Genomic DNA, 15,422 nt, shown 5'->3' with positions numbered 1-15,422 from the left:
GTTCCACCAAATCTCTAATTTATTGACTTTGATTCATATAATTTTATCGGTTTTAACTTCAAAATCTAACTTAATTAATTCCCAGACTTTTCCTCTAAGGCAGTTTGGTGTAAAATCGTCTTCTGCATCAGAAAAATCAACGACTTTCAGGAGTAATTCATCTTTTGAATAACCATATGGACTTCTTTTGAGATAAAAGTCTATCATTTCATCTAACGTGTAAGTTTCTAATAGTTCGTGGACATCCCAAAAATCTTTTTTCCTGCCACCATTAGCAATTACTTCAAATTTCATTGCCGCAACTTCTTCAATACTTGCAAACCTAACTCCTTGTTCCAGAATACAAGGGAAAACAAAAGGATCTGTGTAAAATAAATCTAATTTTACACATTCATTTTCATTGTTGCCAATAAAATACGACTTGCCCATTCCTACCAAATCAACGGGTGATATATCTACATAAGGAAAGGTTTTAGTCAATTTAGTTTCAAGTAAAGAAAACGCGATACTATCATAATCAGCATCTGTAAATAAATCGATGTCAACGGACTCTCTATGACCTAGTTGAAGACTTAATGAGGTGCCTCCAACAATTCTAAAACTATTAAAGACCTCCATTGACATTAATTGTTTTAGAGAATTCCAAAGCAAATCGGAAACAGTATTTAAGAATAACTCCATTTTGTTATTTCAAATTATGCTCTATAATATTCTTCTCAAAAGAAGGTAAGTGGCTTTTCTTTATTGATTTAATTTCCTTGGAAATCGTTTTTCTTCCATAGAATAAAATGAGTTCATTTATTTCAGTTTTATTCCCTCTTTCTAAAATTCTCTGTATGACGGCTTTTTTATTTTTGTTCCAATCAATGTTATTAAAATTAGTATCCCAAAAAAGCACTTTCCTTATATTATTGAGATTTGGTGTGTTTTTTATTTCAGATTCCGCTACTAATTTTACGTCATAACTTGCTTGTAATAACATGAAGTAATCGTTGTCTGTTTTAAACTCTTTTGATAACTTAATAGAAAGACTTGGGTTTATGGCCCTCCTTTTATTAAGAATAGCACTTATGGTTTGTTTATGCTCGCCAATCGCATCCGCTAATTCACTGCCTTTTAGATTTCGGTTATTTAATTCCCACCTTAACAGTGTGCCTGGGTGTATTCCTTTAATTTTATTTAATCTTGGTAACATGATTCCGCTGTTTCATGTAAACATATAAAATATTTAATTAGTAAACAAAAACGTTTACTAAAAAATAAAAATAATAGCAGAATTTATATTTATAAACTAGCTGTTTTTCAACGTCTACGTATAAGAAACGTAGGGCGGTTAAAAGCACTTTCGTTACGAATTGGTACTTAGCCAAATATAATATTTTGCTTTTATCTTTTTTGTCTTAAACGTCAAATTTTATATTTGGCGGACTTAGTATTATTCACTGACCTTTCGGGTTTGCAGAAATGCCCTATGTTTTTTTATACAGTGTTATGCTCTTTTTCTTTCTTCACAGTTATTATCAACTTATTCTTTTTCTGTTCAATTAACACTTCATTTCCTTGCTCAAATCCGAGTTTCTCAAGCCATCTTCCTTCAAGTCTTATTTCAGGTACAGTTGTATTGTCCCACGTTCGATAACGGAACTTACTGTATATTTTTAAAATCCTGAATTTACTCAATTGTCAACTATTTATATGACAAACATAGTAATTCAAATTGAGTTGTCAAACTTTTGTATGACAAAAATGTCATATTATTAGATGACATTTGTTTTGTGGATAAAGAACAACTTAAAAAGAAAGTCGGTCAGCGTATTATTGAGTTAAGAAGTCAGAAGGGCTGGAGTCAGTCAGATTTGGCTCGTGCTTGCAATAAAGATAGACAGGCATTAGAAAAGTTGGAGAATGGAAAAGTCAACCCAACAATCTATTCACTTTTGGAAATCGCTAAAGCTTTGGAAGTTCCTTTGAAAAAGTTAGTTGATTTCTGATATAGAGTTACAGCTGGAACACCACCAATATTCTTTCTCTTCATCTTTCAATCTACTTTCTGTTTTCTTTTCACAATTACTACAGATTCTTTCTTTAGATTCGTCTTCGTATGCTCCATATTTACATTCGTAGCATCCCCAGTATGTTAAAGGAGATTCTTCTTCATCTATGCTCCAAGTAAATGAATCTTTTTTGCAGTTAGGACAGATTTGAGTAGCCATTTATTATTCAGTGATTTGGTCAAAAATAGATTCAAACTCTTTTTCTTTGATAAGGTGTTCAATAATTTCTACAACTTCCTTTCTATTAATTCTTTCAATAATTATCATATCAGAAGCCCAGAAAAATCGTCCATCTAGACATTCACCAGTTTGTCTATTCTTCTGTCTTAGATACTCGATATTATCGTAGGTAAAGAATGTAGCAACATATTTACTTTTATCATCAAAAGTCACAATTACATCAGAATTGTCATTTATTTCCTCAGTTCCGCCAATAATTGCTCCTTTGTCTTCACTCTCAATCCATATATTTTTTATTGGTCTTTGCATTTAATTGAGCATAACGGTTTGGCTATGCGCAGTGTCCCGAAGGGCATTGCGTATAGGTGTTGTGCCTGTTGCACAACTATTTATGATAAAACTACAAAATAAGTTTTAAATTTTCATAAAAATTCTTAAATTTATGGATGCAAGGAAAAAAGACCTACCAAGAAAAGCTGTTTGCTTGCTTTAGTTTGAGCGAACGGATACCAAAAGATAATTTTTATCGCCAGTTAGGAAACGTTTTAGAATTAGAATATTTGTATCGCTTGACGCGTTCTTATTATGGGACAAGTGGACAAAAAAGCGTAGATCCCGTAGTTTTTTTCAAACTGTGTTTGGTCGGATATTTAGAAAACATCATTAGCGATCGCAAATTGATATCCCATTGCAGTATGCGTATGGATATTTTGTATTTCCTCGGCTATGACATCGATGATGAACTTCCATGGCATTCAACGATCAGTCGTACACGTCAGTTGTTTCCCGAAAGCCTGTTTTAAGAGGCCTTTACCAAAGTGTTAGAATTATGTATTTCCAAAGGCATGGTCAGCGGTCACACCCAAACCATCGACTCAGCCCCAGTAAAAGCCAATGCATCCATGGACAGTTTAGAGCTCAAAGTTCCCAAAGAAGACTTAGAAACACACTTGCATCAGCTCCGTCATATCAGCCGAATGGATAAGCCCCATCGTCAAGCCAAAGACAATAAAGCCCCTAAAACCCAACAAACCCTTAGTGCCAATAAGCAAGAACTAGGCGCAATAAAGAGTCGCAACAAGAAATGGTCAAACGACCAAGACCAGCGACCCGGTGCAGGGAACAAAGGCAGTAAATACACCAGTAATAAGACCCATTACAGTCCCACCGACCCCGATGCCCGAATCAGTGTAAAACCAGGCAAAGCCAGAAAGCTCAATTATATGAGTCAACTTAGTGTGGACACCGCCCATCATGTCATCACCGACATCCAAGCCTACCATGCCGATAAGAAAGACAATCAATACTTGCAAGATATCGTAAAACGATTAGACAAGCGTTTATGGAAACAAGGATTACTATGGCAAAACTGTGTCGCCGACACAGGATATAGCAGTGGCGAGAACTATGCCTTTTTAGAAGGCGTCAACAAACAAAGTTTCATTCCTCCGCATGGCACCTACAAAGGTGGTCCCGAGGGATTTGTTTACCATAAAAAAGAGGATCATTACGTATGTCCACAAGGGGAAGTGATTCCCTTCAAAAAAGTATTTAACGATTATAGAACCCACACGAGAAAGAAAGAATACCGCGGTTCGACCAAACAATGCAAAGGCTGTCCAATAGCACTCCAATGCTTGGGGAAAACAGCCAAAGAAAAGAAGTTTTCAGTGACCTATTACCGAGAGGAATATGAGCGAAACAATGCCCGAGTGCACAGCAAACAAGGACGCTTTATGAAACGCAAACGTCAAAGCACCGTAGAACCTGTTTTTGGAACACTCACTCAGTTTATGGGCCTGAGAAAGATCAACACCCTTGGCATACAACAAGCCAACAAAGTCATGCACTTATCTGCGATGGCTTACAACCTGAAAAAGTATCTAAAATTCACTCAGAAACTGGCAAGAAGTGAGGCGAAATCACTTGGGGTTGTTTTTTTAGAAATAACCCTCTTTATAAAGGTGTTTTGGTCTTGTGTAAGCCCCTCAAAAAAACAAAATAGCACACTCATTTTTTAATAATACATCCTGTAAATCGGCTTAAAAAGGAAGGTTTTTTACTTTTTTAGAGGGCTTGTGCAACGGTTACCGGTGTTGTGCGCCGTTATTCCTTCATCTCATGTGATATAAATAAATCGCAAAATTCAAAATACTTTTCATATCCGACTCGTTAATCTTATGGTAAATATCTAAATAATCCGTAGTCATTTTCTCGAATTTGAAATCCGCTAAATCTGCAAAATTAGACTTTGATTTACTAAAATATTTTGATTTTGTCTGTAACCCTATTTCTTGGTACAAACCTTTCAATCTTAATGAAAGATAAATAACCCTCTATTTAAAAAATTCAATCCCTCTCAACCTCTATTCCATTGACTATTTTCATGATTTTCCAGGCAATCACAGTAACGTTAACTAGCGAATTATCTGCGAATGGTTCGAAATATTCGCATCGATTCTGAAATTCGTCAAAATAAATTCCAGGCTGTACGTCGTCACCAAAGCAGTGGTTGAGGAAAACATCAATCTTATCAGTTTCAAGAGTAAATTGATGCTCAAACCCAATAGTTGGCTCCCAGTTATTTCTTAGCACCATGCAGGGAGGCATCAACAAATCGCCTTTGTTGATCTCAAACTTCTCATTCTTGTGATTCAATACAATATTATATATGTATATCAAGAAACATGGAGTGCTGCCATATTTCATGTCATCCTTGGCTACCATCCCTGGTATGTGCCCAACACCATCAATGTTAATGAAAAATATATCTCCTTTTTTGGGTTTTAATCTTCGTTTTCCGCCATTCATTTTAGAATGTAATTCACTTAGTTTCATAGATGTTAAAATTATTATTTATAAGTTATTCCATAAATTTTTTTGTTGAGTGATACAAGCAGCATATCAAAATAGTTTGAATCATAAAATTCATCCCAAGGATACAAACCAAAACAAGCTGGACTACCTACTAAATATAGCAATAATCTTACGTTAGTTAATATGAATTTTTTAACCAAGTTTTTGTTCTTCTATTATATTCTTAAAACATTGAATTAGTTCGATTAGGTTTAATGGTCCACAAGCACCTTCGAATATTTTATTTTCAATCTTACAATGAATCCAGTCATCTTTATTATCTATGTTACCTCTTTCAAAAATTTTTATTTTAATATTTTTGTACTGAGTATCTTCTAAATTTATTTTAATAAGCCAACCTAGGTTATATAAAGACTCTCGAATATGTGTAATGAGTTGTTTTGTTTATTTTTCATTAGTTTTTTTCTCAAGAGATTTTTTTGGATTTGACGTATCGTAATCTATGTGAGCAATAATATCAGCATGCTTCTTCGATGAAAAATTAGCTATTGAATCCTGAAGATGCATATGATCAAAGTCATTGACCTCCATCTCATAAGCAGCATTAATCAGAAATACGGCGATTTCTCTTAATGTTTGAGGGCTTGCAATAATTACAATTTCTTCTAGTGGCTGTTGCTTTTTACTATTCACAGCAGTACCAAGTATTTTAAATGGGTCGATTTTTTTCATAATCTGAATATTAATTTTAACATAAATTACAATTCTTTAACTTTATAAACTCCTACACCTCGGAGGTTTAATTCATTTAAGTTTCCATTGTATTGAGGTTTTTTATCAGACTTAGTAAATACAAATTCAAAGGTGGGGGTTTCTTTAACCAGCCCTCCATAAATAGATACTTCGTACCAGCCTTTAGGAAGGTTTGCATTACAAAGCTTTGGATGGTCTGAGTCCCACTTAAGTAAAAGAGAAATACTCGAAAAAATTAATTCTCCAGTAGAAAAAAATATCCATCCTTGTGAGGAGAAAGCTCTCTTGGTGTCTTCTATATAACTTGCTTCTGCTTTATCATGAATAATTATATCATAATAATCAGCTTCAACTTCCAAAATAGGAATGATAATACCCTCTTCAGTTACTTTATCCCCTAAGTCTGAATTGGAGTAAATTTCTAGAAGGTTTTTACCTTCTATACCAAAATCATGAAAAGTTGACAGTTTTTTAGGACTCATCAGAAAGAAACCAAAATGCTCTGGGAAAACATCTTTGAATTGTATTGTTTTGAACATGCTTGTTTATAGGTTTTAGAAATTATTCGTTTTTCTATCAGACTCATCTAAATAAATAGTATTAAAGTTTAACATATATCGAGCTCTTTTAAGTTCATAAAATTTTCTTTGAGCAATTTTTGCATCTCACATCAGTCATTTTACGGAAAAATTACCAATCAGCCGGGGTAGTATGGGTCAACCTCTCCTGTACGCATTCTTTCGACCACACTTTCCGGGGAGAAAATAAGGCCATACTCAGTCTTTCGATATTGATCTGTAAGATTTCCTATGCGATAAATTTTACCACTTACTCCCCATACTCTCCAAAAGTTAGATTGCTCTACTCCATGTCCGTAGTCATCTGTGTGTTTAAAAATTAAATTATCTAACCGCCCTAATTCATCACTTCTTCCTATTTTTACCCAATCCAGCCATTTTACCCCTGCGCTAACTGTTGTATGTGTATAGAAATCCATTCTATCTGAAGTGATTAAATCAATTGATGGTTTTTCGTCGAAACGATATTTTGTTTCAAAAACACAAATAACATCACTATTTAATTGATGGCTATCTATGGCAACCAATTGAATATATTTTTTATAACCCTCTTCGATTACTACTTCAAAAATATCACCGACTTTTGTAACAGTTCTTTTGTTCATGATTTGAATGTTAATTTTGACAAAAATATTTTAATTTATCTTTAAGCCAGCGAACTCCATCTCCTTTGGGATTTCTGCTTATAAGTTTCTTAAGACCATCAGCTCTGGAGCTGATAGCTAAGCATTCTAGTGCTACGGCGATGGATTCTTGCGCACCACGTTCTTCTGGAACACTAATTTCAGAATCTGAAAGAGTCTGATCATAAAGATTTAATAATAGCTCCCAAAGTTCATCGTTGCTTGAAAGCTCAGCAACTGCCAATGACCTCGCCAATCCAGCTAGTATTTTAGGGTGATGCTTAGCCTTCAAATGATTTATTAAAATAGGCACTGCGCCTAAATAGTAATTATCAGAATTAACAAAATCCCAAACCGATCGAACTGGATAGCCCGATTTACTTAATTCGGCAACTAATTTACGCTCATCTTCAGTATAAATTTTTTCTAAATTAGCAAATTTCTCATCTTGCCTTTTTTTCTTATCTAGATACTCTTTATTGTTTGCTAATTCAGCCATTAGCTCAGCAGCTGTCTTGCTCATGTTATTTTACTTAAACTAATTTGAAATTCCAAAACTTTTCAAATAACTTGGGGCATATAGACTTCATGGTTTCAGGTTTTTCTTCTTCCCAATTAAATTCAAATTGAGGATAATTTCCTTCATTTGTTTTAAAGTCATCTGATATATAATCATATAATTCTTTTCCTGTTTTGTTTTCAAATGCAGTTAATGCAACATACCAAAAACTTTCAAAATCATATTCATATTCATCTTCATCTGCTATTTCACTGATTAGTGAATCAGAATTATTTTTAGCATTATAATAAGTATCTTTTCCTCTTGAAATAACCCAATTTCTAAAATATTCAAACCCATCATCGGAACAACCTCCGTTCATCAAATATCCTGCGCACCACATTTCTGAGTTATAAGTGTCATATAACAATTTATCAGTCCTGAGTCTAAAACCAATTATTTCTTCTGGACTTAACTTTTGAATTTCTTTAACTAAAAAAATTTCTTGACTATCTTTATTATTTGTATTTTTTAAAGACAAATCAATGATATCCCAAAATACATTCTCATCTAACATTTTACTTGTTTTTTCAAGCATATATTTTTTTTCAAAAAACTTATTAAAAATATTTATCATAGTAATTAAGGTTAAAAATTAAAAATTTATAAAATTATTCATTTCGAAGCGGTAGCGGAGAAATCTATTATCCCTCCTTCTTTTGTTTTAGAAAAAATCAAATCTATTTCCCCTTTAGAAAGTCTATCATTGTTTTATCTCTTAGGAAAATATTTTTTGAATTGGGTATAACGTTTAGTATAAGGCATGTAGGGCAGTAGAAAGTGATAAACTTTCAAGTTTGCACTGAGCCAAAGCGTTGTATTTTGTTTTTAATTTATTCATTTTAAAAGCCAAATCAACGATTTGGTGGTGTTGGTAAATAGCAATGAACTCTCGTAAACCACCGAACGCCCTATTTGCTATATACAGTGTTACCCAACGTTTTTAATGTCTTCTTCTATCAATTCCATTACTTTCATAAACTTCCATTTATAGCCATCATCGATTCCATAAGAACTGAATTTTTTAACAGCCCAATCAAACACTGTTATTCCTTGTCCTGTTTCAGGGTTGACAACAATTGAATGAAAATATGGATATGAATAAAGCCATTTAAATTTTCCAGTTTGGACGAATAAGTCACCAAGAGCCAAACCGAATTCACAAACAGTAACTAAGTACCCGTTTCCGAAATCTTTAGGGTCACTCATTTTGATGAGCTCTTTTACTTCTTTTTTATCAAATGCTTTGTCAACTGAATCTATTACGTCCAAATCCAGTTCTTTGAATTCTTTGAAATTTTGAAAGTCTCTTTGATAGGATTCTCTCATGGTATTAAAAATATCTTTTGTCTCCTTTAAGCCTTCTTTGGTTAGATATTGGATTTTGTCAATGTCCAAGGTTTTGTCTTCATACCCTGATATTACACACATATCCGGACGAGTCATTTTTGGTCTCTCGTTTTCTGGATACCAAGGACTGAGAAACTTCTCAAATAATTTATCGCAATGTGGAAGTTTATTCCAAATCATAGTTTTTTTTAATGATGGGTAACTAGTTATATGTCAACAAAAGGGTGTGTTAACGGTTATATATTACGGGATAACACAACTTTTTGTTTGTTATTATTTATTTTATTTAATTTTTGTAATGCCACATCCAAAGGATTTTGTATTTCCATTAAATCTTTTCTTTGTACATGGGTATAAATCATAGTAGTTTCGGGTTTTGAATGACCCAATAAAGATTGTATGTATCTTAAATCTACTCCATTTTCTAACAAATGTGTAGCATAACTATGCCTTAATGTATGTGGTGTTACAGGCTTTTTTATACCTGCCTTTTTACAGCTTTTTCTTAAAAAACTTCGAATACTTTCAGCACTATACTTACCTCCATTTTGTCCTTCAACAAAATAGATTGTTGGTTTATAAGAAGAATAATAGTTAGATAACAACGGGAGAAAACTATCTGCTAGACTTACAAACCTGTCTTTTCTGCCTTTTCCTTCTTTTACAATAAGTTGCTTTCTTTCAATATGAAAATCAACTAATTTTAAATTGATAAGCTCTCCTATTCGCAATCCACAAGAATATATTAAAGTTAAAATAGCCCTATGCTTTATGTTTTGTGTGTATTGTATAATTCTTATCACCTCTTCTTGAGACAATATATTAGGAAGTATTCTAGATTTTTTTGGTCGCTCTAAAGACAAATCATTAATCTTTGTTTGCGGACAAAAAGTAGTAAATATCTTTAAGGCACTTATAAATTGTCTTTGCGAACTAACAGAATACTTTCGTTCTATAAAAACGGTTTCTATAAATAGTTCTACATCTCTGTTTGTAAGTTCTTCTATGGGTGTCTTTGTATGAAAATTTATAAAGTCTGCTATAAAAAAAGTATAGGTTTGTATGGTGCTTTTGCTGTACCGTTTACCTTTCAAGAATAAATAAAAAGCATTTAACAATTTTCTTTGTGATTCTGTTAAGTTTCTTTTGAAGTGTGTTTTTTTGATAACTTTTGAGGTATCTACCTTAGTAACACCTTTAAATAATTCTAAAATAAGTGATAAATTCTCTTCGGAATTTTTAAGGTACCAAGCATTCATGGTTTTACTCCAATGAGTGCCTCTTATAGATTTAATAAGCCCTATTAACGTGTTGTCAAAAGAAAATTTCAGTAAAAGCTGACTTTCTTTTTTGTGCGTTTTTTGTTCAAGATAAATAGTAGGATATTGTATCAGATTCATGGCGTTTGCAAACTACAAAAAAAAAATGAAACAAAAAAGCCACCCGTGAAAACTGGTGGCTTTTGTCATTGAATAGTTTAACGTTTATTCGTAAATCGGAAGTTACAAATCGAACTTAATCCCTTGTGCCAAAGGCAATTCATCCGAATAATTAATGGTATTTGTTTGACGTCGCATATACACTTTCCATGCATCAGAACCAGACTCACGTCCGCCTCCTGTTTCTTTTTCACCACCAAAAGCACCGCCAATTTCTGCTCCAGAAGTTCCAATATTTACATTGGCAATTCCACAGTCAGAACCTGCATAAGACAAGAACTTTTCAGCCTCTTTAAGCTCGTTGGTCATAATCGCAGAAGACAAGCCTTGCGCAACACCGTTTTGTTTTTGGATGGCATTTTCTACCGCCCCAGAATATTTCATTAAATATAAGATAGGCGCAAACGTTTCATGCTGTACAATCTCAAAATGGTTTTCAGCTTCAATAATCGCTGGCTTCACATAACAGCCACTTTCATAACCTTCACCTTCTAAAACACCACCATCAACCAATACAGTACCGCCTTCAGCTTTTGCTTTTTCAATAGCCGCTAAATATGTATTTACAGAATCATGATCGATCAAGGGCCCAATATGGTTTTTTTCATCCAAAGGATTTCCAATGGTTAACTGCCCATAAGCACCCACAATCGCATCCCTTACTTTATCATATACAGACTCGTGAATAATGAGTCGTCGTGTAGAAGTACAACGTTGTCCGCAAGTTCCTACCGCACCAAAAATAGCACCAGGCACCACCACTTTTAAATCGGCGGTTGGCGTGATAATAATCGCATTATTTCCTCCTAATTCCAACAACGATTTTCCAAAGCGTTGAGCAACCGTGGCACCAACAATTCTTCCCATTCTTGTAGAACCGGTCGCAGACACTAAAGGCACTCTCGTGTCCGTCGTCATCATTTCACCCACTTTGTAATCGCCATTGATGATTGAAGAAATTCCTTCAGGCAAGTTATTTTCTTTTAAAATTTCAGCAATAATATTCTGACAGGCAATAGAGCATAAAGGCGCTTTTTCAGAACCTTTCCACACACATACATCGCCACAGATCCAAGCCAAAGCCGTATTCCAAGCCCAAACAGCCACTGGAAAATTAAACGCAGAGATAATACCCACCACACCAATCGGATGCCATTGCTCTCGCATCACGTGGCCAGGACGCTCAGAAGGAATCGTCTGTCCGTTTAACTGTCGAGACAATCCAACCGCAAAATCACAGATATCAATCATTTCTTGAACCTCTCCATAGCCTTCCTGAAGGGATTTCCCCATTTCATAAGACACCAATTTCCCAAGGGGTTCTTTTAAATCTCTTAGCTTGTTTCCAAACTGACGCACAATTTCGCCACGTTGAGGTGCAGGCATGGTTCGCCACTCTGGGTATGCAGCCGTTGCCGCTGCCATCACTGCTTCATAATCTTCTTGAGAAGTGCAAACCACACTTCCAATTCTTTTACCATCTACAGGAGAAAAACTGTCGATACTAGGCCCGTTAGAAAAACTATTTGCGCCCGTGGACGTTCCTAAATTTATGTCTTTTACACCAAGAGCATCCAGTGCTTCTTGGATTTTAAAATCAGTTGAGTTTGTGTTCATTTGTGTCGTTTTTAAAGTCGTTTCAAGTTGCGAATATAATAATTTTACCCCCACTTTTATGCTAATTATTCAATCATTTCCAATTGCAAAAGGGGGCGTTACTGAGATTGGAATTATAATATTTTAGGTCACCCGTCACTTCTTCCCCGAGCCAATCGGGTTTGGAGAATTTTTCATCCTCTGAGCCAAGCTCCACTTCAGCCATTACCAAGCCTTTGTTGTCTCCCAAAAACTCATCGACTTCAAACAGTTGATTTCCTACCGCGACCTCGTAACGGATTTTGCTAATAATGGTTTTTTCACAAAGTTTAAGAAGTGCTTCCGCCTCTGTTTTAGAAATTTCTTTTTCCCACTCAAACCGACTGAGACCGCTTTCATTGCTTTTTCCTTTGACAGTAATAAAACCACTTTGATCCGTGAGTCGAATCCTGACAGACCGTTCGGGATCGGAATTTAGATACCCTTGGGTCATCGTGATTACTGAGGTCGCTTGTGCACGATAGGCGTCTGAGCTTACCAAAAATTTACGTTCGATTTCAATCATAAAAAAATAGATAGGAATTAGAAACCCTAAATTTACAGTAAGTCAAACGATTTATCAATACCAAAAAGCAAACAACTTTTTTAAATTCTTAAATACCGTTGTAGAAATGTCTAGAAAATATGGAAGGATTTCTCTGGTTTGCTAAGATTTCACCCTGAGAAGTCAGTCAATATATAAATATTCGTAAAAATTACAGTTTGATAGAGGACTATTGGTGGTGCTTTAGTAATTTTGGGCGCAATTAAATGTATTTAAGCAATGTCCACACAGCCAAAAATTACCAGGTTCAATCAAAACGTATTATCCAAATATCAAATATACAACAGTATATTTATGACCTTGCCGTTTGATTCCATTACCAAAACAGGCGCGTTGTTGCCACTTTTTTTTGAGACCTGTCAAAAAGGATTTGCGAATAATGAAGACCCTACCACAATTGTAAACTCATTTTTTAAAAAATACCAAGCCCGACGCTCGCCTAAAAGTCAAATCAATTTACTGTTTCGTTTTATACAGTACATAGAACGTCAAGTGGTGTTGTTTGATGCCATTGAAGATGCTGCGTTTCCTATTGTAAACAATATGGACGGAATTGGAACCTTGAGAAGTTTAAAAGAAACCGCTACCTCTGAAAATAAATTAGAAATTCTACAAAAATATTTAGAAGAATTTAAAGTGCGTATTGTGCTCACGGCGCATCCCACGCAATTTTACCCCGGCTCTGTATTGGGGATCATCACCGATTTAACGGAAGCCATCCGCGAAAATGATTTATTTCGCATCAACGAACTGTTAGCACAACTCGGTAAAACACCTTTTTTCAAACAAACCAAACCAACACCCTACGATGAAGCGGTCAGTCTAATTTGGTATTTAGAGCATGTATTTTACAAGTCTTTTGGAACCGTTTATGATTACATTCAACAAAATATTTTTGATGGGAAGCATATTGATAACGATATTATTAACATTGGTTTTTGGCCCGGAGGCGACAGAGATGGCAATCCTTTTGTGACCCCAGAAATCACGCTCAAAGTGGCGGCGAGACTTCGTGAAACGATCATTAAAAATTACTACCGAGACATCCGCGGACTAAAAAGAAAATTATCTTTTGCGGGCGTCGAAGAGCGTATAACAGCATTGGAAGTCGAGCTTTACAAGATTATAACACATAAAAAGTCGAGCTTAACAGTCGAGTATTTAACCGCAGAGTTAAAAGAAATTAAAGAGGCTATTATTGAAAAACACCAGTCGCTCTATGTTTCTGAAGTGAACAGTCTGTTAAATAAGATTCATTTATTTGGATTTCATTTTTCTACTCTAGACATCCGTCAAGACAGTCGCGAACACGCCAAAGTGTTTAATGACATGGTAAATGTGTCGATTGAAAGTGGTAGCGATGTATTTCCTAAAAACTACCACAGCTTAGCAGAAAAAGATCAAATTAAAATTCTTTCGACAATTAAAGGCTCAGTAGATTTGTCATTAATTTCAGACAAAGATACATTGAAGGCTCTCAAGACAATGGAGGCCATAAAAACCATTCAACAAACCAATGGAGAGAAGGCAGCCAACCGCTATATTATAAGCAACAACCAGACAACACTTCATGTGATGCAATTGTATGCCATGCTTAAGTTGGTCGCTTTTCACGACAAACTAACGGTTGATGTGGCGCCTCTTTTTGAAACGATCACCGATTTAGAAAATGCACCTTCCGTAATGGAAGATTTGTATTCGAATCCTAATTATATGGCACATCTAAAAGCACGTGGCAACAGACAAACCATAATGCTTGGGTTTAGTGACGGTACAAAAGATGGTGGCTATTTAATGGCCAATTGGGCTATTTATAAAGCAAAAGAATTGCTAACGGAGATGTCTAGAAAATTTGACATCACCGTAATTTTCTTTGACGGTCGAGGCGGCCCGCCTGCAAGAGGGGGTGGAAAAACACATAATTTTTATGCGTCTTTAGGACCTACAATCGAGGATAAAGAAGTGCAGCTTACCATACAAGGGCAAACGATCAGTTCAAATTTTGGAACCTTAGACTCCTCACAATACAATCTTGAACAATTGATCAGCTCTGGAATTCATAACAGTCTTAGTGATAAAGACCTTAGAATGACGCCTGAAAATAGAGAGGTCATGGCGCAGTTGTCTAAATTGAGTTATGAGGCCTATGTAGATTTTAAAGCGCATCCTAAGTTTATTTCTTACTTAGAACACATGAGTACTTTGAAGTTTTATGCGAAAACCAATATTGGGAGTCGTCCTTCAAAACGTGGAAAAGCAGAAGGCTTGGTGTTTGAAGATTTACGCGCCATTCCATTTGTAGGTTCTTGGAGTCAGTTGAAACAAAATGTCCCTGGATTCTTTGGCGTTGGAACCGCCCTCAAACATTATGAAGACATTGGCGAGTTTGACAAAGCACAACACTTGTTTCAAACCTCAGATTTTTTCAAAACACTGATTGAAAATAGCATGATGTCCTTGTCTAAATCCTTCTTTGATTTGACAAAGTACATGTCTGAAGACCCTGAATACGGTGCTTTTTGGAATCTCATTTATAGCGAATACATCACCACAAAACGATTGTTATTAAAACTAACCGGTTATGAGGAGTTGATGGAAGAGGAACCTGCTGGAAAGGCTTCTATCTCCGTTAGAGAATCGATTGTATTGCCGTTATTAACGATCCAACAATATGCCTTAAAGAAAATTCAGGAACTTGAAAAAGAAGAGCCTAGAGACGAAGCTCAGATAGAAACGTACGAGAAAATTGTCATGCGCTCTTTATTTGGGAATATCAATGCGAGTCGAAACTCTGCATAAAATCAAAATTTACATCAAATTAAAAAGCCTCTAAAATTATTTTAGAGGCTTTTTGTTGACTAATTTGAAA

18 protein-coding genes and 1 pseudogene are annotated in these 15,422 nt (G+C 35.1%); 3 read left to right on the top strand and 16 right to left on the bottom strand.

Annotated features, from left to right (window positions below; all coding sequences use genetic code 11):
- Positions 1-33: 33 nt before the first annotated feature.
- From FORMB_RS05830 to FORMB_RS05820, 3 genes are all read right to left on the bottom strand, one after another.
- Complete coding sequence (locus FORMB_RS05830; RefSeq protein WP_069676558.1) at positions 34-681, bottom strand: nucleotidyl transferase AbiEii/AbiGii toxin family protein; 648 nt, start codon at positions 679-681, stop codon at positions 34-36.
- A 4-nt stretch (positions 682-685) separates the two neighbouring features.
- Complete coding sequence (locus FORMB_RS05825) at positions 686-1,195, bottom strand: HigA family addiction module antitoxin (protein ID WP_069676557.1); 510 nt, start codon at positions 1,193-1,195, stop codon at positions 686-688.
- A 284-nt stretch (positions 1,196-1,479) separates the two neighbouring features.
- The gene (locus FORMB_RS05820) at positions 1,480-1,680 is read right to left on the bottom strand and encodes a SymE family type I addiction module toxin (RefSeq protein WP_069676556.1); all 201 of its coding nucleotides are present in this window, start codon (positions 1,678-1,680) and stop codon (positions 1,480-1,482) included.
- Between the two features lie 53 nt (positions 1,681-1,733).
- On the opposite strand from FORMB_RS05820, the gene FORMB_RS05815 reads away from it, so the two are divergent.
- Positions 1,734-1,991: a helix-turn-helix domain-containing protein gene (locus FORMB_RS05815; RefSeq protein ID WP_231925572.1), complete on the top strand. Its 258-nt coding sequence runs from the start codon at positions 1,734-1,736 to the stop codon at positions 1,989-1,991.
- Here FORMB_RS05815 and FORMB_RS05810 read toward each other — a convergent pair.
- Both FORMB_RS05810 and FORMB_RS05805 read right to left on the bottom strand, forming a co-directional pair.
- Positions 1,977-2,213, bottom strand: coding sequence for a hypothetical protein (locus FORMB_RS05810; RefSeq protein WP_069676554.1), 237 nt, complete (start codon positions 2,211-2,213; stop codon positions 1,977-1,979). The genes FORMB_RS05815 and FORMB_RS05810 overlap by 15 nt on opposite strands.
- A gap of 3 nt (positions 2,214-2,216) precedes the next feature.
- A complete protein-coding gene (locus FORMB_RS05805) occupies positions 2,217-2,543 on the bottom strand; it encodes a hypothetical protein (protein WP_069676553.1) in 327 nt (108 codons plus the stop codon).
- 137 nt (positions 2,544-2,680) lie between these two features.
- On the opposite strand from FORMB_RS05805, the pseudogene FORMB_RS05800 reads away from it, so the two are divergent.
- Positions 2,681-4,157 (top strand): annotated as a pseudogene (locus tag FORMB_RS05800) (IS1182 family transposase); the annotation flags it as partial.
- Between the two features lie 426 nt (positions 4,158-4,583).
- Here FORMB_RS05800 and FORMB_RS05790 read toward each other — a convergent pair.
- From FORMB_RS05790 to FORMB_RS05745, 11 genes are all read right to left on the bottom strand, one after another.
- Positions 4,584-5,072, bottom strand: coding sequence for a hypothetical protein (locus FORMB_RS05790; RefSeq protein ID WP_069676551.1), 489 nt, complete (start codon positions 5,070-5,072; stop codon positions 4,584-4,586).
- A 171-nt stretch (positions 5,073-5,243) separates the two neighbouring features.
- A complete protein-coding gene (locus FORMB_RS13340) occupies positions 5,244-5,474 on the bottom strand; it encodes an Imm53 family immunity protein (protein WP_442856533.1) in 231 nt (76 codons plus the stop codon).
- A 21-nt stretch (positions 5,475-5,495) separates the two neighbouring features.
- Positions 5,496-5,783 carry an Imm32 family immunity protein gene (locus FORMB_RS05785; RefSeq protein ID WP_069676550.1) on the bottom strand — a complete coding sequence of 96 codons (288 nt, stop codon included), beginning with the start codon at positions 5,781-5,783 and terminating at the stop codon, positions 5,496-5,498.
- A 26-nt stretch (positions 5,784-5,809) separates the two neighbouring features.
- Positions 5,810-6,343, bottom strand: coding sequence for a hypothetical protein (locus tag FORMB_RS05780; RefSeq protein WP_069676549.1), 534 nt, complete (start codon positions 6,341-6,343; stop codon positions 5,810-5,812).
- A 158-nt stretch (positions 6,344-6,501) separates the two neighbouring features.
- Positions 6,502-6,987 (bottom strand): hypothetical protein, encoded by a 486-nt coding sequence (locus tag FORMB_RS05775; RefSeq protein WP_069676548.1) that lies wholly within the window; start codon positions 6,985-6,987, stop codon positions 6,502-6,504.
- 10 nt (positions 6,988-6,997) lie between these two features.
- Entirely contained in the window at positions 6,998-7,528 is a 531-nt protein-coding gene (locus FORMB_RS05770; RefSeq protein WP_069676547.1) for a hypothetical protein, read from the bottom strand.
- Between the two features lie 10 nt (positions 7,529-7,538).
- A complete protein-coding gene (locus FORMB_RS05765) occupies positions 7,539-8,141 on the bottom strand; it encodes a DUF4240 domain-containing protein (RefSeq protein WP_197493507.1) in 603 nt (200 codons plus the stop codon).
- Positions 8,142-8,494: 353 nt separating this feature from the next.
- Complete coding sequence (locus FORMB_RS05760) at positions 8,495-9,094, bottom strand: hypothetical protein (RefSeq protein ID WP_069676546.1); 600 nt, start codon at positions 9,092-9,094, stop codon at positions 8,495-8,497.
- 56 nt (positions 9,095-9,150) lie between these two features.
- Positions 9,151-10,314: a site-specific tyrosine recombinase/integron integrase gene (gene xerA / locus FORMB_RS05755; RefSeq protein ID WP_069676545.1), complete on the bottom strand. Its 1,164-nt coding sequence runs from the start codon at positions 10,312-10,314 to the stop codon at positions 9,151-9,153.
- A gap of 102 nt (positions 10,315-10,416) precedes the next feature.
- Positions 10,417-11,970, bottom strand: a complete 1,554-nt coding sequence (amaB, locus tag FORMB_RS05750; RefSeq protein WP_069677912.1) for an L-piperidine-6-carboxylate dehydrogenase — start codon at positions 11,968-11,970, stop codon at positions 10,417-10,419.
- 73 nt (positions 11,971-12,043) lie between these two features.
- Positions 12,044-12,514: a CYTH domain-containing protein gene (locus FORMB_RS05745; RefSeq protein WP_069676544.1), complete on the bottom strand. Its 471-nt coding sequence runs from the start codon at positions 12,512-12,514 to the stop codon at positions 12,044-12,046.
- Between the two features lie 258 nt (positions 12,515-12,772).
- Between FORMB_RS05745 and FORMB_RS05740 the strand changes: the two genes are divergently transcribed.
- Complete coding sequence (locus FORMB_RS05740; RefSeq protein ID WP_069676543.1) at positions 12,773-15,352, top strand: phosphoenolpyruvate carboxylase; 2,580 nt, start codon at positions 12,773-12,775, stop codon at positions 15,350-15,352.
- Positions 15,353-15,422 lie beyond the last annotated feature (70 nt).

Origin of the sequence: Formosa sp. Hel1_33_131 (genome assembly GCF_001735745.1) — a bacterium.
Taxonomy (GTDB): domain Bacteria; phylum Bacteroidota; class Bacteroidia; order Flavobacteriales; family Flavobacteriaceae; genus Hel1-33-131.
This window is presented reverse-complemented; position numbering and strand designations above follow the sequence as displayed.